This window comes from Marinobacter sp. BW6 (genome assembly GCF_008107725.1).
GTDB lineage: Bacteria > Pseudomonadota > Gammaproteobacteria > Pseudomonadales > Oleiphilaceae > Marinobacter.
In genome coordinates this window covers 325,050-343,721 of the sequence record NZ_VIRN01000068.1, presented here as the reverse complement: position 1 = coordinate 343,721, position 18,672 = coordinate 325,050, and the positions used below count along the sequence as shown (strand labels likewise).

15 protein-coding genes are annotated in these 18,672 nt (G+C 59.5%); 5 read left to right on the top strand and 10 right to left on the bottom strand.

All coding sequences use genetic code 11. The features are described from left to right. Positions 1 to 216 precede the first annotated feature (216 nt). From FMN52_RS18445 to FMN52_RS18435, 3 genes are all read left to right on the top strand, one after another. Positions 217 to 1,299 carry an AraC family transcriptional regulator gene (locus FMN52_RS18445; protein ID WP_148610073.1) on the top strand — a complete coding sequence of 361 codons (1,083 nt, stop codon included), beginning with the start codon at positions 217 to 219 and terminating at the stop codon, positions 1,297 to 1,299. Beyond that, entirely contained in the window at positions 1,299 to 2,729 is a 1,431-nt protein-coding gene (cls, locus tag FMN52_RS18440; RefSeq protein ID WP_148610072.1) for a cardiolipin synthase, read from the top strand. Before FMN52_RS18445 ends, cls begins: the two co-directional genes overlap by 1 nt. 83 nt (positions 2,730 to 2,812) lie before the next feature. Then, positions 2,813 to 3,490 carry a GntR family transcriptional regulator gene (locus tag FMN52_RS18435; RefSeq protein WP_148610071.1) on the top strand — a complete coding sequence of 226 codons (678 nt, stop codon included), beginning with the start codon at positions 2,813 to 2,815 and terminating at the stop codon, positions 3,488 to 3,490. Between the two features lie 6 nt (positions 3,491 to 3,496). Here FMN52_RS18435 and FMN52_RS18430 read toward each other — a convergent pair whose 3' ends face one another. Beyond that, positions 3,497 to 5,635 (bottom strand): patatin-like phospholipase family protein, encoded by a 2,139-nt coding sequence (locus tag FMN52_RS18430; protein WP_240339532.1) that lies wholly within the window; start codon positions 5,633 to 5,635, stop codon positions 3,497 to 3,499. 82 nt (positions 5,636 to 5,717) lie between these two features. Continuing rightward, positions 5,718 to 6,326, bottom strand: coding sequence for a hypothetical protein (locus tag FMN52_RS18425; RefSeq protein ID WP_148610070.1), 609 nt, complete (start codon positions 6,324 to 6,326; stop codon positions 5,718 to 5,720). 218 nt (positions 6,327 to 6,544) lie between these two features. Here FMN52_RS18425 and FMN52_RS18420 point away from each other — a divergent pair, with 218 nt between their 5' ends. Beyond that, positions 6,545 to 6,910 (top strand): hypothetical protein, encoded by a 366-nt coding sequence (locus tag FMN52_RS18420; RefSeq protein ID WP_148610069.1) that lies wholly within the window; start codon positions 6,545 to 6,547, stop codon positions 6,908 to 6,910. 3 nt (positions 6,911 to 6,913) lie between these two features. On the opposite strand, the gene FMN52_RS18415 is transcribed toward FMN52_RS18420, so the two are convergent. Next, complete coding sequence (locus FMN52_RS18415; RefSeq protein ID WP_148610068.1) at positions 6,914 to 9,715, bottom strand: transporter substrate-binding domain-containing protein; 2,802 nt, start codon at positions 9,713 to 9,715, stop codon at positions 6,914 to 6,916. A 96-nt stretch (positions 9,716 to 9,811) separates the two neighbouring features. Here FMN52_RS18415 and FMN52_RS18410 point away from each other — a divergent pair, with 96 nt between their 5' ends. Next, on the top strand, positions 9,812 to 10,045 hold the full coding sequence (locus FMN52_RS18410) for a DUF2789 domain-containing protein (protein WP_148610067.1): 234 nt from the start codon (positions 9,812 to 9,814) through the stop codon (positions 10,043 to 10,045). Here FMN52_RS18410 and FMN52_RS18405 read toward each other — a convergent pair. The 7 genes from FMN52_RS18405 to FMN52_RS18375 form a co-directional block, all read right to left on the bottom strand. Next, positions 10,039 to 11,526 (bottom strand): GGDEF domain-containing protein, encoded by a 1,488-nt coding sequence (locus tag FMN52_RS18405; protein ID WP_148610066.1) that lies wholly within the window; start codon positions 11,524 to 11,526, stop codon positions 10,039 to 10,041. The two genes, FMN52_RS18410 and FMN52_RS18405, sit on opposite strands and share 7 nt — an antisense overlap. A gap of 68 nt (positions 11,527 to 11,594) precedes the next feature. Next, positions 11,595 to 12,527, bottom strand: coding sequence for a tyrosine recombinase XerC (gene xerC, locus FMN52_RS18400; protein WP_148610098.1), 933 nt, complete (start codon positions 12,525 to 12,527; stop codon positions 11,595 to 11,597). A 28-nt stretch (positions 12,528 to 12,555) separates the two neighbouring features. Beyond that, on the bottom strand, positions 12,556 to 13,302 hold the full coding sequence (locus FMN52_RS18395) for a DUF484 family protein (protein ID WP_148610065.1): 747 nt from the start codon (positions 13,300 to 13,302) through the stop codon (positions 12,556 to 12,558). 16 nt (positions 13,303 to 13,318) lie between these two features. Next, positions 13,319 to 14,233, bottom strand: a complete 915-nt coding sequence (dapF, locus tag FMN52_RS18390) for a diaminopimelate epimerase (RefSeq protein ID WP_148610064.1) — start codon at positions 14,231 to 14,233, stop codon at positions 13,319 to 13,321. Between the two features lie 14 nt (positions 14,234 to 14,247). Beyond that, positions 14,248 to 15,498, bottom strand: coding sequence for a diaminopimelate decarboxylase (gene lysA, locus FMN52_RS18385; RefSeq protein ID WP_148610063.1), 1,251 nt, complete (start codon positions 15,496 to 15,498; stop codon positions 14,248 to 14,250). Positions 15,499 to 15,539: 41 nt separating this feature from the next. Continuing rightward, positions 15,540 to 15,701 (bottom strand): lipoprotein, encoded by a 162-nt coding sequence (locus FMN52_RS18380; RefSeq protein WP_240339531.1) that lies wholly within the window; start codon positions 15,699 to 15,701, stop codon positions 15,540 to 15,542. 66 nt (positions 15,702 to 15,767) lie between these two features. Next, a complete protein-coding gene (locus FMN52_RS18375) occupies positions 15,768 to 18,626 on the bottom strand; it encodes a class I adenylate cyclase (RefSeq protein WP_148610062.1) in 2,859 nt (952 codons plus the stop codon). Between the last annotated feature and the right edge of the window lie 46 nt (positions 18,627 to 18,672).

Below are 18,672 nucleotides of genomic sequence, written 5' to 3'. Positions count from 1 at the left end.
ACTCGGCGAGCTCAATCACGTTTTTGCGCTCAAGCTCGGTATGGGGTACGAAAATTTCCTGTTCCATAAAACACCTCCTGATTGCCTTTCCATTGCTTCAACCTGATACCCTGATGCTATCGTTAAAGCCATGGGTAACCGTTGACAGGCGGTTGCATACACTTGACATTTTGTATCAGTCATCATGACAGGTCGTTAACTATCAGGCCGTATAACGTGACATCAGCCCAACCAGACCCAATCAGCGCTCCCCTGGTCGCTGCCTCCAGCACGCTGGCACTGGTTCATTACCTTGAGCGCCAGGGCGTGCTCAATGCACCGCGCGTTGAACAACTGACCGGGCTGACGATATCGGAACTCACCGACCCGGACAGGCGCGTTCCGGCTGATGTCCATTACCGGCTCTGGGAGCACGCCGAGCTGGTCACTGGCGATCCGGGAGTCGGGCTACATGCCGGACAGGTCGTGGACCCGGAACGAATGGGGCTGGTCGGGCATGTGTTTTTCAACTGCGACACGCTCGGTGAGGCCGTCACCCAGTATGTGCGCCTGCACCGGCTGATTAATGAGTCGGTATTCCTGAGCTTCGAGCAGACCGCCGACCAGGCCATCCTTTGCTGGCAGCCGGATACGGCCGAACACTACTGCCGGCAGGATATGGACCGGACCCTGACTGCGGCTATCACACGTACCCGGCACTTCATCCATCCCGACATTCGGGCCGAATGGGTGGAGATTGCCCACCCCGCTCCGGTCTACGCGCACGAGTATGAAAAGCTCTTCGGTGGCCCAGTCCGGTTTGACTGCGGTATTACCAGGCTGGCGTTCAATAGCCGGCATCTCGGGCACCCGATTCCCCGGCGCAACCCTTATGTTTACTCAGCGGTGCTGAAACAGGTCAACTCACTACTGGCAAGACTGCAGACCCGTCGTTCCTTCGGCCGTAAGATTCGCCGGCTGATTTCAAAGCAAATGGCAACCGAAAGGATTGACGCTGACAGCCTGGCCCGTCAGTGCCATATGAGCCGCCAGACCCTGTATCGGAAGCTCAAAAAGGAGGGCCTGAGCTTTCACGGGTTGGTGGAGCAGGTCCGTCAGGACAAGGCATTGAGATATGTAGCCGGGGATCAGTACGCTCTTGGCGAGATTGCCTTCCTGCTGGGTTTTTCTGAGCTCAGTGCCTTCAGCCGCGCGTTCAAACGCTGGACTGGAACCTCGCCGGCCGAGTATCGCGCGCGGCATCCGGCGACGCCGGGGTCAGGCAACCAGAAGTCGGCCAGCGGCGACGGAGAGCGATGATGGACGACCTGTCTCTGGTTGCGATTGCGGTGGGGGCCATTTACCTGGGCGCATTCGCCTGTGTCTACCGCATTCTGCTGACTTACCGTACCACCCAGGGCGCCATCGCCTGGGTTATAGGCCTGATCGCGCTGCCCTATATCGCGGTCCCCATGTTCGTCCTGTTCGGGCGTTATCGTTTCGGTGGTTATGTAAAAGCCCGGCGCCTGGGAGACGAGTCCCTGACCAATTTGCTGAATAGGTTCGAACAGCAGACCACCTCCATACCGATCCCCACCAGCGACCGCTTCACGGACGAGCTCCAGGTGCTGTGCCGACTGGGGCGCCAACCGTTTACCGACCGCAACCGATGCACGCTGTTGCGGGACGGCGAGGCCACTTTCGAGGCCCTGTTTGAAGCCATGGAAGACGCGGAGCACTATATCCTGCTGGAATTCTACATTGTGCGTTCAGACCGGGTTGGCCGCCGGATCAAGTCGATTCTTGAGCGCAAACTGGCCCAGGGCGTGGAAGTCTGGTTCCTCTATGACGACATCGGCAGCGTCTGGTTGCCACGGAACTACCTGAAGCAGCTTGCCGCAGCTGGCGCCCGGGTTGCTTCGTTCGGAGACGGCAACATCCGCAGGCGGCGGTTCCAGATCAATTTCCGAAACCACCGGAAGCTGTTGGTCTGCGACGGTAAAGTCGGCTTTGTGGGCGGCATCAATCTGGGGGACGAATATCTGGGTACCGCCATGGACCAGGAACCCTGGCGCGACACCCACTGCCGGATTGAAGGGCCAGCAGTGACCGGTCTGCAGCTGGCCTGGCTGGAGGACTGGAACTGGGCCAGCAATGATTTTCCCAGCCTCGACTGGGAGCCGCAAAACAATCAGCCGGGGAAAGACGAGGTACTGATGCTGCCGACGGGGCCAGCCGACACCTGGGAAACCTGCACCCTGTTTTTCCTGAACTGCATCAATAACGCCCGGAACCGGCTCTGGCTCGCCTCGCCCTACTTTGTGCCAGACTTCCAGATCATGAATGCGCTGCAGCTGGCGGCGCTGCGAGGCGTGGACGTGAGAATCCTGATTCCGGAAAAGTCAGACAGCCGTCTGATCGGATTGGCCGCCTATTCCTACCTGGTGCAGGCCTGCAAGACCGGAATCGGCATCTACCGTTACCAACCGGGTTTCATGCACCAGAAAGTGATCCTGGTGGATAACCGGTACGCGGCGGTAGGGACCGCCAACATGGACAACCGCTCCATGCGACTGAATTTCGAGATCACCGCCATCACCACGGCGCCGCACTTTATCCGCAGCGTCGAATCCATGCTGGAACAGGATCTGGACAGTTCCCGTTTGATGACCGAAAGCGATTACCAGGACCGCTCCATCCTGTTCCGCCTGGGTTGTCGTGCGGTACGCCTGTTGGCTCCCCTGCTTTGAACGTCCCGGCGACTGGCTCCGTTATAGCCGATGTGCGACTATGCCTACACGATTCAGCCAGTATGCATTAGCGACAGATCAACATGAATGCCTTCAAACCCAGAGAAACACTGACCGAACAGGTCGCCCGCCACATCGAGAACCTGATTGCCTTTGGCCAGCTTCGCTCCGGAGAACGGATTTACGAGGGAGCCATGGCGAAGCAGATGGACGTCAGCCACGGCTCCATCCGCGAAGGGCTGTTGCTGCTGGAGAAGCGGCATCTGGTCCGCAACGTGCCCCGCAAGGGCGCGTTTGTAACGCCGCTGGACGAGTATTTCGTGCGCAGCCTCTACGAAACCCTCGAACTGTACCTGACCCACACCGGGCGCAAGCTGGTGCGCAACTGGCAGCCGGACGATATGACGCGACTGGAAACCCTGTACGAACAGATGCAGGCCTGCTACGAGAAAAATGACCTGCTGGCTTTCCTGGAACTGGGCATTGAGTACACCAAGGCGTCACTGGCCTACGCTGATAACTATTTCATTGTCTCGGCCATCGAGGACCTCTGGCCTTCAGCCAAGCGCTGTGCCTTTGTCGCCTTCCAACAGGGAGGAAATCAGGTGATCGAGGACAACCTGGCCCACATGCAGGAGTCTATCAGTGCGATCAAGGACCGGGATGAGGATAGGCTGACCGGCATTCTCCATCGCTATGCCCTGCAACAGTGTCAGCAGGTTCTGAATGCCATAGAAAAGACTGGCAGCAAAAGCGCGTGATCTCTGTCAGTAGAAGAGCTGCGTAAACGAGAAACCAATATTCAGATAGGCGGTCCAGTTGTCCTCGTTATTGTAGGCCATCGCCAGCTGTACCGGCCCCAGGAAGGTATCCACACCGGCGAACACACTGGAGGATTTCACCGAGCTGTCCCAGCTCGCCGCATCCAGAGAGGGCCAGGCATTGCCTGCTTCGAACCCGGCGCCCACAAACCAGGGCAGCAGTGGTCCACCAAAGCTTTGGCTGGCGTAGGCTGAGACCATCAAGGCGTTGTCTCCGGTAATTTCACCCGGGGCGTAAGCCGACAACCGACGAAAACCGCCCAGGCGGACCGCATTTTCAATACCTGGCGCGCCCTTCGTTACGGCATGGGCATACACTAGCCCGGTCAACGTCAGACCTTTCCAGCTCTCAGTACCCAGCGCCAGGCCGGTTACCGAATCAAACTCCCGGTCTGACCCCAACCCCTCACGCTCGAAGCGTCCCCGGATGCCGGCAAAACCACCCGCGCGGGGGAAAAAGGTATCATCCAGCGAGTCATGAACCAGTTGGAGGGCTATGCCGCCCTGATGAACAGAATCCTCAGAGGCCACCGGCTGGCCAATCTGCTCATCCACTGTGGCATAGCCCCTGGCATAGATCAGGCGGATCTCGGCATTGCCGCCAATTTCCATACCCACTGCCAGATCCGCTTTCCGGAAGGTCACGTCCACCTCCGCAATACGCGTGCCCGAGGCATCAAACTGGCTGAAGGTATCCCGAGAATATTCGCCACCCAGCACCAGGAATCGCTCATAACCGTAATCCAGAGGCTGATACCACTGGCTGCGCAGCCAGGGTTCGGTGCCAAGCTGAACACCGGTCTGCCATTCCCCACCAAGCTCGTTTAACTCGGTCATGCGAAGAGCTGACGCCAGATTGAAACGGGTCTCCCCGTCGAAGTTGTCCTCATAATTGAGCCCGAAAGACAGGTAGTTAGGCCCCCAGCTTTTCTCCTGGACGCGGATGGTCAGGACCGTACCTTCGGGCGACGACGCCGTCGAATACGACACAATTTCGTAGTAGCCGAGGCCATAAATTCGTTTAAGATCGGCCTCCAGCTGCTCGGTATTCAGAGGTTCGCCGGTTCTCTGTCGGATTCGCTCTTTGAGGAAGTCGCGGGCCAGCCGACGACTGTCGTCTACCTCGATACGTGAAATGATGTTTGCGCCCGCATCCCGGGCCGCCACACGGTCCCGCCAGGCCGCCCACGCCTCCCGGGACACCGAGAGTGGACGCAGTTCGACGCCATGCTCCCTGGCCGTGCTGGCGCCCAGCTCGAACAGTACCGGAGCATCATAGAAATCGGCGGAGGTGTAGCCTTCCAGATCCGGGCGTATCAGGACATCGCTCTCTGCGAGCAGACCCAGTTGTTGATCGGTGTTTCTTCGGGTCATGATGGTTGTGAGCTGACCGACCACCGAAAACGCACCTCGCAGTTCGTCGGTCTGCATCAGGCTGTCGGTAATATCTATGGCGATGATAACGTCGGCGCCCAATTCCCGGGCAACGCTGATTGGCAGGTTATTGGCGACGCCACCATCCACCAGTAACTGGCCATCGCGTTCCACCGGCGCGTACACGCCGGGAATGCTCATGCTGGCCCGAATAGCCTCGGACAGGTTGCCGTCACCGATCACCACCTGCTCACCGGTCTCCAGATCCGTGGCAACGGCCCGGAATGGAATCGGAAGACGGTCAAAGTCTTCTACCAGGGCAGCGTTATGGGTCAGCTCATTCAGGATGAATCCCAGATTCTGGCCAGCGATGAGCCCGCCGCCAACATGCAGCCCGTCGCCTCGCACCCCGATCCCGGGAACCACAGGAAAACGCCAGTCATCCTGTTTTCGGCGCACAGGTTTGTAGACCCGACCGGGATCGTCACGAAAGCTGGACAACCAGTCCATGCGAATAAAGCGCTGCTCAATATCCTTGACCGGCATGCCACTGGCATAAAGTGCACCAACTGCAGAGCCCGCACTGGTACCCACCACCAGATCAACCGGAATCCGCATCTCTTCCAGCACCCTCAGGACGCCGACATGGGCCATACCCTTTGCGCCCCCGCCACTGAGGACCAGACCAATCCGGGGTCGCTCTTCGGCCATGGCCATTGGCACCACAAGTATTATGCTGAACAACAGGCACATGGCCGATCGTGCCTGACGATTCCCCGAATTCACAATGGGATCATTTCCGTTCCTGGGAATCGTCGTCCGCAAGGGACAGGTGGGATACGTCGGGTACCACCGGCGGCGGAAGGTCTCGCTCCACACCAAGGTCACTGCCGGCCGGAGCCAAACTCCATTCGTCCAGATGCTGGAACATCGGTGGTTCCACTTCGGTCTGCTCCGCCAGAGTGACGCCGACCGGGTCCAGGCTCAGACCGGAGCCGGAGAGAATCGCGTCCACCTTCTCGCCCGCCACCGCCAGACGATCACCCGGCTCGGTTTCGGGAACCCCACTACGCTTACCTTCCGCCGGCGGGGCAGCAGGCGCCGGCTTCTGACGCGGCTGGCTTGCCGGGGCCGAGGGACTGGGTTGTGGTGGTGTTGCACCCGCAGCGGGCCGGGCCTCGGACATGGACTGAACATACGCCACCATACCGTGCTTTTTCAGCACCGCCCGGTACTTTTCAGCCTGAACCTCTTCCAGCTTATTGCGAATAACCACCGGCTGGCCACTGAACATGCGGTCAACCTGCTCAAGAGACGCCTTGAACAGCGTGCGAGCATTGTTGCGCGCCGTTTCCGTATCCGTTCCGGGAACGCATTCCCCTTTAAAGACAAGCTGAAACATGCGTCTTCCTCTTAACGTCCGTCTTTATCACATCATAGTTGATCGTATCGCGCACCGGGAGCCCGAAAGCCAGCCCGTTACTGTATCGAGACTGCAAACAATTGAAAAATTACTGCCACATATCGCGCAAAATGCGACAGACTTTGCAATAATCAACGGTAACCAAACTTTACACTTGGTTACAGACCAACCGGATTGTCACCAGGGAGTGGCCTCCAATGACCATCAAGCATTCGCTTCGCCTCGCTGTCGCAGCCCTATTGCTCTCAGCCCAGCTTGCCCGTGGAGAAAACCTCGACGTACTCATGAGTCAGGTGTTCCCGGAAGCCCAGGCAACCTATATCGGGTACGAGAGCGTTGAACGACAGGATATTCCTGCCAGCGCCGCGGTCGACCGCAAGTACCTGATTGTGGATTTTCGCCTGGCCTCGAATCAGATGGAATCAGCACAGCTTCAGGCCAGCGTCCACAAGGTCTGCATGACCCTGCTGAAAGATCACGACCTGATCCGCCAGCTGTCGGATTCCGGTTACGACATGGTCTCAGTCGCTTTCGACCGCCGCTCGCAGTTCGATTGCCTTTAGAACTCAGTCCTCACGACCCAGCAGTTTCGGAAATGCCTCAAGGGCCGTGTTGACTGCATCCAGGTTGAACGCCTCGACATCCGCCAGCAGTTTTTCCCCGTAGCGGGTCACGGACCGGGAGCGGAACCGCTGGCCCCAGGCCAGCACCCGGCGGGCAAAGTCTTTCATCTGCTCCGGGTCGCCACTCTCTCTCACCGATTCCCATTCATCACCGAAGTCCGTCGCCAACTGCTCCCTCAGCCAACCCCGCTCCTGCATACTGAGAGTCTGGGCCAGCAGCCTGTCTGATTCCTTCGGCGCCCCCTCGTCTTCCGCCTGTTCGACGGTGGCTTCGACCCGTGGCAACGTTACAGTAAAGACCGAACCGGTGCCGGGCTCACTCTCCACTTCCAGCTCGCCGCCCATCATCCGGGCCAGCTTCCGGCTGATTGCCAACCCGAGGCCAGTACCGCCGTAGCGCCGGGTATTCTGCCCCTCCTGCTGCTCAAAGGCATCAAAGATCCGCTCAACCTGGTCCTGAGGAATCCCGATACCACTATCTTTGACCGTCACGACCAGCTTGTAATACTGGCGCTCCGGCGCTTCCGGGCTCGGCACATCTTCCGGAGACTGGTTCTTGAGCGGCTTCGCGGTGGCCCTGACCGTCACACCACCTTCATGGGTAAATTTGATGGCATTGCCGACCAGATTAAACAGGACCTGCCGGAGGCGGGTCTCGTCCAGCATCATGGCACCGGGCATCCGTGAGTCGACACTCACTTCCAGAGTGATTCCCTGCTCCCGGGCCCGAAGATCAAAGATGTGGCGAACATCGTCGAGAAGACGACGCACCGATACCGCGGAATAGTCCAACCTCATCTTTCCTGCCTCGATACGGGACAGGTCCAAGATGTCATTGATCAGCATCAGCAGGCTCCGGCTTCCGGCCCGGATGGCGTCCAGATAGTTCCGCTGCTGCGGATCGGTGACGCTTTTGCTGAGCAGATCGCTGTAGCCGATCACCGCATTCATAGGCGTCCGGATTTCGTGCGACATATTGGCCAGGAACTCACTCTTGGCCAGACTGGCGGCCTCCGCTTCGCGGGCAAGACGTTCGGCTTCCAGCTTGGCGGCACGCAATTCGTCCTCGCTTCGGCGCAGGGCATTCTCGGAACGTATGCGCTCATCCACTTCCCTGGACAGTTTCCGGTTCCAGTACAGGAAGATCAGTACCACCAGAATGGCGATCAGCACTACCCGGCGCACCACGGTGTAATCGGTTTCCTGCTCGATATCCAGATGGATCCAGCGATTATAGATGGACTCTGTCTCGCTGGCCTCGAGGCTGCCCAGCGCCTTATTCAGCACCCGATGTAATTCCGGATTGTCCTTGCGTACCGCCAGCCTCAGATCGTATTGGTACGGGGTGATACTGGTAATTCTGAGGTTTGAAAGTCCCAGCCTGGCCACGGTGTAACTGACCGCCGGAATGTGTGTAACCATGACATCCAGGTCGCCGTTGGACAGCGCCAGCAGCCCCTCCTCCACGGTATCCATGGGATACAGGTTCAGGTTCGGATGATTGATCAGCAGGTAATCATGGGCCGCATGCCGATTCACCACACCCACCCGTTCATTGCGAAGTTCTCTGAGATCGCCGATAAAACGGCCGTCATCCCGGATGGCGAGAGCGATGGGCACGGTCAGATAGGCCCGGGTGAACAGAAATGCCTCTTCAGTGCGCGGCGTCCTGGACAGCCCCGGGAGTATATCCACCTCGCCCGATCGGAGCTGCTCTTCGGCATCCATTCGGCTCCCGGCCACGGAGCGGGTAAACCGGACGTTGAGCTCGGTTTCAAGCCGTGTCAGCAGGTCCGGAACAAGGCCGGTGGGCCGGCCATCCTGGGTGTATTCAAACGGCGGCCAGTCGGAGCGAAAGGCAACCTTCAGATTCGGGTGCCGCTTGAGCCAATCGATGTCCGATCCAGACAGCTCCAGCCCACTTCGCTCCATCGCCGGCTGGTCGGCCTGCAGCCACGACTGGCGGATGGTACGGTGCTCGTTGTGGCTGATTGCGGCAATGGCCTTGTTCAGCACCTGATAAAGACGGTCATGATCAGTATCCACCCGCAACACCACATCCACCGGGCTACTATCGAGCAGTACCGACAGACCAATGCCATTCACCATGGCCGACTGCAGGTAATCGGAAACCACCGGAACCGGCGCCAGAAAGGCATCGGCCTGCCCTGAGAGAATCCGCCCGACAGCTTCGCTGACATTGCTCACCGGAACCGGTGTGAACTTTTCAACCGGGTCCAGCATGGGGTATTGGTTGGGGTCACCATCAATCACCGCAATACGGCTGCCCTCAAGATCGGCAAGGGTCCGAATGGCAGCGTCCCCGGCGCTGACGAAAACGCCATAGGTAAGGGACATCAGGGGGTCGGTAAAGCGTTTGCCGGGAACCACTGGCATCCCGGGCGTCCGCGTGGTCAGAACCGCATCGGTTGCCAACTCGTTCTGAACCGGGCCACGCTCCTGCCCTGTTTCCAGAATAACGGGCTCCATGGTGACGCCCAGCTTATCTGAGAGCCTGGCGAGGTAGTCAATGTAGGTCCCGGCAAGAACGCCATTACCGGTATCAAAAATCAGCGGGACCTGATCACTGCGAAGACCGATGCGAAAGCGATCCTGACCTTCCAGCCAGGTCAGCTCTTGCTTGCCAAGCACGGGTGCCGGCGACGCTTGGGGCGGTTCTGCCCGCAGAGGGGATTGAAACAACGCCAACAGGCAGCATAGTAGAAAGGCAAGGGTAACCTTCACTGGATATCCTCAAGGGTTCCGCTACATTTCAGGGAACAATACCTGCAAACGCCTTTGATTTCATTCAGGCAAACGGCCAACGGGAGACGAATGCCCATGGACACCAGCAAACACACCCTCAATACTTTGTTCGAGCAACTTGGCCTGGCGTCTGACGCCAAAAGCATTGAGGATTTTGTCGCCAGGTACTCGCCCCTGCCAAGCGAGGTTGCGATCCAGGATGCTCCCATCTGGTCCGAAAGCCAGTCCCACTTCCTGGAAGAAGGCCTGGAGGAGGACAGCGACTGGGCAGAGGTGATCGACGAGCTGGACGCAATGATGCGTCACTGAGCGGTGGCGCTTTCGCTGATGATGACCTGATCGCGGCCCGCGTCCTTGGCCTGATAAAGGGCGCGGTCGGCGCGGTCAAACACCGATTCCTCGGTGTCGCCGGCAACAAAGCCCGCCAGACCAGCGGAGAAGGTAACGGTGACCGGCTCCCCGCGGAAGTGGAACGGCAGCTTGCCGACATGCTCGCGCAATTTATCTACCACCTGCCGGGCATCTGCCGGCTGGGTCTCCGGAAACAGCACCACAAATTCCTCACCGCCGAACCGGGCCACAAAGTCGGTGGTGCGCAAACGTACCCGGAACTCCCTCGCGACCAGCTGAAGCACCCTGTCCCCCGCCTTGTGGCCGTAACTATCGTTAATCCGTTTGAACAGATCGATATCCAACACACCAACGGTCAGCGGGTGGCTATAACGTTGCCAGCGGTTGTACTCGAATGACAGCCGCTCCTGCCAGGCTTCGCGATTGGGCAACTCGGTGAGCAGATCGGTCATGGCCCGAAGCCGTTCCTTGCGGACCTGTTCCTGCATCTGCTCGGAATGAGTCTCCATGGCCGCCACTTTCTCCTGCATCGCCTCAAGCTGCTCCGAAAGCGCCCGCTCCCGCTCCGATTCCTGGCTCCGGAAGCGGCCAACGGCCTGACCGATGGACGCAAGGTGACGACTGACCGACTGCTTGAGATCCTGAAGGTTATCGCTCTCCTGCAATCGCTGCCCCACCCGCTCAATCTCCTCACGGATTTCCCGGTCAAGATGTTCGGAGGCATCCAGCCGACCGGACTGAGCCGAAGACTGAGCCGAGAAGTGTTCCCTCAGTAGCTCCAGACGTTCATCCAGACGCTTGAGGAAGGCCTCGAATTCCCGCTTGCTCCGGGTTACCGCGGCTATTACCAGTTCGGCGACATGGTTCAGCCCTTCCCGCAATTCGTCCCAGTCGTTACTGGCAAGCAGGGATTGCTGCAGTGCCCGCGCCCGTGCCTCCGCCGCGGGCTCTAGAGAGACCTGGGCAAGCATCTGGCCTAACAGCTGCCCAACCCGGCGAGCAATACGCAATCGCTGAGCATTGTCTTCGATGTCCTGCTCATTACCCGGTGCGGACTCTGGGGGGGCGGTGCTCTCGGGCGGAGTTTCTGGACTCGCCTGTTGCTGCTGTTGCTGGGGTTCTGGTTCCCGCGATTTTCGAGAGAAAAAGGAAGGTTTCTTGTCGTTGGCGGACTCGCGTTCATCAAGAAGGGCAACCTGGCGATCAATCTGGTCCTGCAATTCCTTCCAGGCGTCCACGTCCACCCGGTTTTTCCGCAGGTCCTTGCGAATTCGCTCCAGCAGACGGTCCAGTTCCGGTGTCTGGCCTTCGGATGCAAGACTGGTACGCACCAGCATACGCTCGAGGGTGTTCCGTTCCGCCTTCCACTGCTTTTCCCGGTTATCTGCAGACTCGAGTTCCTGAAGGTACTTTTCCTTCCAGGACTGATCCGATGCCATGAAGCGCTCCCGCCTATCCTTACTGTTCTGTTGATGTTTGAAAAAGCTCGTCCCGCCCGCTGCCGGTCTCAGGAACGCTCGCCACTGGTCTTACCATGATACTTATCACGACGTGCTCTGGGGTGACTCTGATCATAAACCCGTGCCAAATGTTGAAAATCAAGATGAGTATAGACCTGGGTTGTGGCGATGTCGGCGTGCCCCAGTAGCTCTTGTACGGCTCTCAGGTCACCACTGGATTCAAGCATGTGACTGGCAAAAGAGTGACGCAGCAGGTGTGGATGGAGTTTCTGGTCGGCACCGCGGCTGATTCCCCAGCGGCTGAGGCGGGCCTGGATACTGCGGTGGCTGAGTCGCTCGCCCCTCTGGCTGACAAACAGCGCCGTTTCACCGTCATTGGCCAGCGCCGCCCTGCATGGCAGCCACGCCTGAATGGCCGCGATCGCTTTTCGGCCTACCGGCAGCAACCGTTCCTTGCCGCCCTTCCCCAACACGCGGACTTCACCGCCACGCAGATCGACGGTATCCAGATCCAGACTCGCCAACTCCGCCAACCGCAGTCCGGAGGAGTACATCAGCTCGAACATGCACAGATCGCGGACTTCCAGTGGCTCATCCGGCTGGCCATCCAGCAGATGATTCAGCTGATCCACGTCCGCCACTCGGGGCAGACGACGCCCACTCTTGGGGGCACGGATATCCAGCGCCGGATTATCGGAGGCCAGCTTTTCCCTGAGCAGGAACTGATAAAAACGACGGGTCGCGGAGAGATGCCGGGCAATGCTTCGCCCTGAAAGGCCCTCCCGGCTGAGCGTCGCCACGTAGCGGCGAAGGTCATGATTGGTCGCCCGCTGCCAGCTGGTAAAGCCACCCTGGCTCAACCAGCCCGCCAGACGCAGCAAGTCGCGCTGGTAGCTGTCGCAGGTTCTTGGAGAATGGCGCTTTTCGGAGGCCAGGTGCCGGATAAAATCCGTCAGCGGCCCGGAAAGCTCATGGGGCACCGCCGGACTCTCCGGAGCCTCTGACACCTTAGCGGGACTCCGTTGCCATATCGGTGACCGGAGCAGCTGCAGTATGGCGCTGCACCATGGGCGGCAGCAGGCGGCTGAGGGTATCGCTGATGTAGCTCAGGAACAGCGAACCCATGCTCTGATCAAAATAGCCTGCCTGGCAACTGCCGACCGCAAACACGCCCACCAGCTCATCATGCCTTAGCGGCACCAGAGCCACAGAGGCAATCGGCTCTTCACGGTCCGGGAATAGAAACTCACGTTCGCTCTCCCGGAACTGGCCGCACACGGCCCTCTCACCTTCCAGCAGGCTACCGAGCCGCTCACGAGCCATAGATGGACTCACCACATGCAACGCGCCCTGGGAGGCCTCGGGCAGCTCGACATCGGTAAACAAGAGTACGGAAGCCGCGTCGAGGCCGAAATCACCACGGATGCTGTCATCAATGGCCGCAGCCATATCGTTGAGCGTCCGGGCTTCAATCACCTGCATCAACAGACGCTTGCTCTTCTCGAACAACCGGTCGTTGTGACGGGCAATGGACACCAGCTCCACCAGCTCTCTGCGCAGGGTGTCCCGCTGCTCCCGAAAAAGGTGTACCTGGCGTTCCACCAGGGAAATAGCCCGGCCACTGTCGTGAGGCAGGGTGAGACTGCGCAGCAGTTCGTCCTGGTCGACAAAGAAATCGGGGTTGGCTCGCAGGTAGTCCGCCACCTCTTCCCGGGTGAGATCACCGGCCTTCTGGCGGGCCGTTTGTTCTGTCATGGATTACTCCTGGCTGTCAGGCTCGTTGTTTATGGGGGCGTCCGCTCCTGCGGCGGCGACCACCAGAATCACCCGGCAGCCTTAACTGCCCCTCAAATACGCTGGTTGCAGGCCCTTCCATCATAACAGGGGTGCCTTCACCCTGCCATTCGATGACGAGCTTGCCCCCCCTCAACTCCACTTCCACGCGGGCATCCAAGAGGCCTCGCAAACAGCCGGCTACAACTGCGGCACAGGCGCCACTGCCGCAAGCCAGGGTCTCGCCGGAGCCCCGCTCAAACACCCGGAGACGAACATGGGTGCGATCCAGGATCTGCAAAAACCCGATATTGGCCCGGGCCGGGAATCGGGGATGCCGCTCCAGCTTGGGCCCCAGCGTTTGCACAGGCGCCTGGTCCACGTCCTCTACCAGTAACACACCATGGGGATTGCCCATGGACAAAGCGCTCAGCTCCGCTGTCTGGCCATCGACATCCACTGTGTAAACATCCTTGCGGCGGTCGGCGGCAAAGGGAATGGCCGGCGGGTTGAACTCGGGCACGCCCATGTTGACCATGACCATACCTTCTCGACCAACACGAAGCTCGATGACACCCTTCGCAGTTTGAACCCGGATCACCTTTTTATTGGTCAGACGCTGGTCACGGACAAACCGGGCGAAACAGCGAGCACCATTGCCGCACTGCTCCACCTCGGAGCCATCCGCATTGAAGATGCGGTAGCGGAAATCGACATCCGGCAGCCCGGGCGGCTCTACCACCAGAAGCTGGTCGAAGCCAATCCCGAAGTTCCGGTTGGCCAGGTCCCGGATCATGTCCGGGCGCAGACGGAACGGCTGGCTGATGGCATCCACCACCATGAAATCGTTACCCAGCCCGTGCATCTTGGTAAATCGAAGCATGGGACCCTGACTCCGGCGTTGCTGTGTCATCTCCTCGCCCCCGCTCATTCCGGAAGGCAGCTCTCGGGTGCGAGCTGGTCTTCGAGAGTTTCACGGCGACGAACCACATGCACCTGGTCACCATCGACCATCAGTTCCGGCGGCCGATTCCGAGTGTTGTAATTAGAACTCATGACAAAGCCGTAGGCGCCGGCAGAGCGAACTGCCAGCAAATCGCCAGCCTGCAGGCGAAGATGACGGTCCTTACCCAGGAAGTCGCCGGTTTCACACACCGGACCGACCAGATCCCAGGATTTTTCCTCGCCTTCCTGGTGTGGCGTGACCGGAATAATCGCCTGCCAGGCGCTATACAGGGCCGGACGGATCAGATCGTTCATGGCAGCATCAATGATGGCAAAGTTCCGGTGCTCGGTGCACTTCAGGAACTCGACCCTGGTCACCAGGATCCCGGCATTGGCGGCAATGGAACGGCCTGGTTCAAGGATCAGCTCCAGCTTCCGGTCACCCAGCCGTTCGGCCAGTGCCTTCACATAATCCGACGGCTGCGGCGGCTGTTCCTGGTTGTAGGTAACACCCAGACCACCTCCCATATCCAGGTGGTGAATGTGAATCCCCTCGCCTGCCAGGGTGTCAATCAAGGCCAGCACCCGATCCAGGGCGTCCAGGAACGGGGACACACTGGTCAGCTGGGAGCCGATGTGGCAATCCACGCCCTTCACCTCAAGGTTCGACATGCCAGCAGCGCGAGCATAAACCTCCGGGGCTTCGGCAATATCGATCCCGAACTTGTTCTCTTTCAGCCCCGTGGAAATGTAGGGATGGGTGCCGGCGTCAACATCTGGATTCACCCGCAGAGAGATGGGCGCCTTCACGCCGAGCTCGCCCGCCACCGCATTGAGCCGGTCCAGCTCGGTATCGGATTCCACATTGAAGCAGCGCACGCCCACCTCAAGCGCCCGCTTCATTTCCCACTCCTGCTTGCCAACGCCGGAGAAGACGACCCGGGACGGGTCGCCACCGGCCCGCAATACCCGCTCCAGTTCACCGGCCGAAACAATATCGAAGCCGGCACCGAGGCGGGCCAGCACGTTCAGCACCGCCAGATTACTGTTGGCTTTCACGGCATAACACACCAGGTGCGGGTGATCCCGCAGGGCATCGTCATAGGCCCGATAATGCCGCTCAAGCGTCGCGCGCGAGTAGACATAGGCGGGTGTACCAAAACGATCGGCGATGGCAGAGACAGGGACTTCCTCGGCGTAAAGTTCGCCGTCGCGGTAGTTGAAATGATCCATGAGTTTCCTGATTCGTTTAACGGGGCCTGAAGGCCAGCGCGCTAGTCGCGGATGTCTTTTCGGTCCGACTGGTCCTGGGCCGAATCCGCCCCGGACGTCGTCGAAGCGGCCTGACTGTCACGGTACAACGGACCTTTCTGGCCGCAACCGCTCACAAACAGAGCCAGCATCAGCACCATGATCGGGAGAGTCCACGCTCGCATATCGGCTACCTACCCCTGAGTTCACTATGGGCGCAGTATACCTGACACCCGCCCCGGGCCGCGAGGTCAGCGCGTCTTTGCAAGGTGTCGGTTAAGGGAATCCTGCAGCAAAGACCGGTAATAGAGGTACTGGCTGGTCTGGATATCCTGCTGATACACCCGGGGGTCGAGGTCGTGGGGCAGATGAACGTCGGTCAGATACACCGGATACACCTCGTCACTCTGGCGCAGGGATCGGATGTAGTGGGCCACCGCCGGAATCAATTGGTCACCATACTCCTGGACGCTGAATTCCTGGTCACCGCAGAAGATGTCGAAGCGCAGACGACTGTCGCCCTCGTGAATGCCCACAGCCTGCACCTCAAACCCGGGCAGGGGTACGCCCGAATCCGATTCCGGCCGGTACTCGGCGCGCCAGGTCCCGTCACGCCGGACAATCTCATAACACTGAACGTCCGCCACAACGCCAGCCGAATCGGTATGGCGCAGCAACCGCCGCTCAATCAGGTTATCGAGAAACCGCAGTACCGGCACCAGCAAGTGCCTGCGGCTGGTCACCGCCTGCTCCCAACTGAACACCGAGCCCAGCTCGTCAACCACCCAGAGTCGGGCCCGGTCGCCAAGAATACGGTAGAACACCTGGATGTTGTCCGGTTCGCTGGCCAGGCAAACCGCCCGCAAGGCCGGCTCTTCCTGCAGCGCGTAGCGATCGAATACCACCGGAAGGTACCGTTCCTGCGGCAATGCCAGATGCTCCATCAGCGCCTCGAAGCTCTCCAGGGCAACAAACCCCGGCTCCAGACCGTTGAACTGGAGCAGGAAGTAGCGACGATCCATCTCGATTACATAGCGCAGCGGATGCGGGCCAGTAGCGCCGGCAAAGAAGGGTCGAAGCACATCGGCAAACAGCTCCTGAACCCGGCGGGCAATGGCCGAGCCATGGCCCCGGTTGTGGCAGTGCACCTGAACGCCGGGCAATTCGTCAGGGTTTGCTGCCACCGAGGCGAGGACATTCTTCAGGCACTGGATAAGGGTATCGCCAGCGGCGTAGTGCTGAAGGCTCACCTCGTGCCAACTGTTGAAGGTAATCTGGTCAATACTGATGACCAGATTCTCTCGACCACCACTGAAGCCCAGCGAATCATGTCGGGAACTGAGCTTGTGAAGCCCCTTTTCCGTGAGATGCGCCTGGGGATCGACACCCACATTCACCAGCAGCAGATTTCTCAGGGGCCGGACACCCCGGGACAATGCCTCCCGCTCGGCCGGCGCAATCGGAAATGGCAGGAACGCGGACAGGGCATCCAGCATTTCCCGCAACTCGCTGACCGAGGCAATACTGGTTCCGGAACGTACGTTCAGCCGTGTTGAACGGGTCAGCAGGCCATTGCAGTAGCACCAGACCATCAGTTCCGCGAGATTGCCGGAGCGACGAATAACAGGCTGCCAGAAGGCATCGGCCGGATCCTCCAGATCCCGGTAGAGCAGCCAGCCGTCGGCGTCTCCCCCCTGCTCCGACTGATGATGGAACGCCAGATTTTCCTCGGCCAGCGAGGGGGCCAGTCCCGGGTTGATCTGTTCAATCTTGCCGGCTTTGCGTTGAAACGCCGCATAGAGCTTGCGGCCCAGCAGGTTGATATCGTTGGCACTGATGGCGGCCCGCTGGCCATGCTCCCTGGCCATTTTCGACAGTAAACGGTAACCATGGGTCAGTTCGTTGACAATGGTTCGACGCAAGGTGGTGACATCCTCTGCACGCCAGCTCTGGCGCTCGTCCAGCTCTGCCAGCGTACTCTCGGACCAGCCCCAGCGTGTCACCAGTTGACGCAGCAGGCGGGCGCGCCACTGCTCTCCGGAAACCTCGGACCGGGTCAGTGGCAAACCGGCTTTCAGATACAGGCTCCGGCGAATCAGATCCAGCCTCGAGGCCACTTCCGGACCAACAAGCCAGCCTTCGAGGCGATCATAAAGCATGACATAAGGGTCGAGACTGTCGGCATCGGTCTCCCCCCCGAACACAGCCTGTTTGAACTCACTGGACAACAAGGCCTCGTCGGTGGTCCGTGCATAACATTCAATCAGAAGCAGCTTAAGAATGGACTTCCAGGGCGCATCAATCCCTTTGTAGAGCTGCCAGACACCGGCACCGAGGAATTCTGCCTCGGGAATCGCCGGAACCGGACCAAAATCGATGTAATCCTCCGCACGCACAAACCGGAAATCCACCAACTTGCGCATGCAGTCGTCATAGTTGGCCTCGTGCTCTGGAGGAACCAGCCACCACATGGGCCAGGCGCCGGCCAGATGGATACTGGTCCGGTAGAACTCATCCAGCAACAGGAAGTGCTGGGCACTGCCACAGTTCTCGCCGGTTACCTCGGCCCGCTGCCGGCCCGCCCGCCAGTCCGAGGCACAGAAGACGAAGACGTGAAGCTCCACACCAAAGGATTCCGCCCAGCGGGCCAGCTTACCGGCCTTGCGTTCCAGACAACGGATTCCCCGCTCTGACAAATCGCTGCGGTGGCAGAGCCAGACATCAAGATCACTGGCCACCGAGTGGCCCAGGGTTCCGGGACTGCCCATCAGGAACATAGCATCCAGATCCGGCTTGCGCTTGCCCTCATCTTTGAGTGAGAAAGTTCGGGCCAGCCGACGTGCCGCGTTGATCGTCTCCGGTGACGGAATGTAATTACTCAGGCCATAGGGGCAATCGCTGTCCAGGTAACCAGGCAATGCCGGATGGTTGAGATGAAAAACCAGAGGCAGAATTTCCAGCACCATCTGCTGGCGATAGGACAAGGCCGAATGGGCACGGTTCCAGCGCTGCTGATTGACCAATAGAAACCGGTCCCTCAGACGACGAAGGGTCTTTCGATCTATTCCCTCCTCAAAGTCGAGGGAAATCGGGGCAACGTGGGCGGTCAAGGCGGCTCCGCAGAGAGGTTCTTTTCAGGATCAGTATGAGTATGAT

What these genes read in the sequence shown, in the direction of transcription:
- cls (WP_148610072.1), top strand. Translation starts at nt 1,299, where the DNA reads ATGGACGACCTGTCTCTGGTTGCGATTGCGGTGGGGGCCATTTACCTG.
- FMN52_RS18435 (WP_148610071.1), top strand. Translation starts at nt 2,813, where the DNA reads ATGAATGCCTTCAAACCCAGAGAAACACTGACCGAACAGGTCGCCCGC.
- FMN52_RS18430 (WP_240339532.1), bottom strand. Translation starts at nt 5,635, where the DNA reads ATGGCCGAAGAGCGACCCCGGATTGGTCTGGTCCTCAGTGGCGGGGGC.
- FMN52_RS18425 (WP_148610070.1), bottom strand. Translation starts at nt 6,326, where the DNA reads ATGTTTCAGCTTGTCTTTAAAGGGGAATGCGTTCCCGGAACGGATACG.
- FMN52_RS18420 (WP_148610069.1), top strand. Translation starts at nt 6,545, where the DNA reads ATGACCATCAAGCATTCGCTTCGCCTCGCTGTCGCAGCCCTATTGCTC.
- FMN52_RS18410 (WP_148610067.1), top strand. Translation starts at nt 9,812, where the DNA reads ATGGACACCAGCAAACACACCCTCAATACTTTGTTCGAGCAACTTGGC.
- FMN52_RS18405 (WP_148610066.1), bottom strand. Translation starts at nt 11,526, where the DNA reads ATGGCATCGGATCAGTCCTGGAAGGAAAAGTACCTTCAGGAACTCGAG.
- FMN52_RS18395 (WP_148610065.1), bottom strand. Translation starts at nt 13,302, where the DNA reads ATGACAGAACAAACGGCCCGCCAGAAGGCCGGTGATCTCACCCGGGAA.
- dapF (WP_148610064.1), bottom strand. Translation starts at nt 14,233, where the DNA reads ATGACACAGCAACGCCGGAGTCAGGGTCCCATGCTTCGATTTACCAAG.
- lysA (WP_148610063.1), bottom strand. Translation starts at nt 15,498, where the DNA reads ATGGATCATTTCAACTACCGCGACGGCGAACTTTACGCCGAGGAAGTC.
- FMN52_RS18380 (WP_240339531.1), bottom strand. Translation starts at nt 15,701, where the DNA reads ATGCGAGCGTGGACTCTCCCGATCATGGTGCTGATGCTGGCTCTGTTT.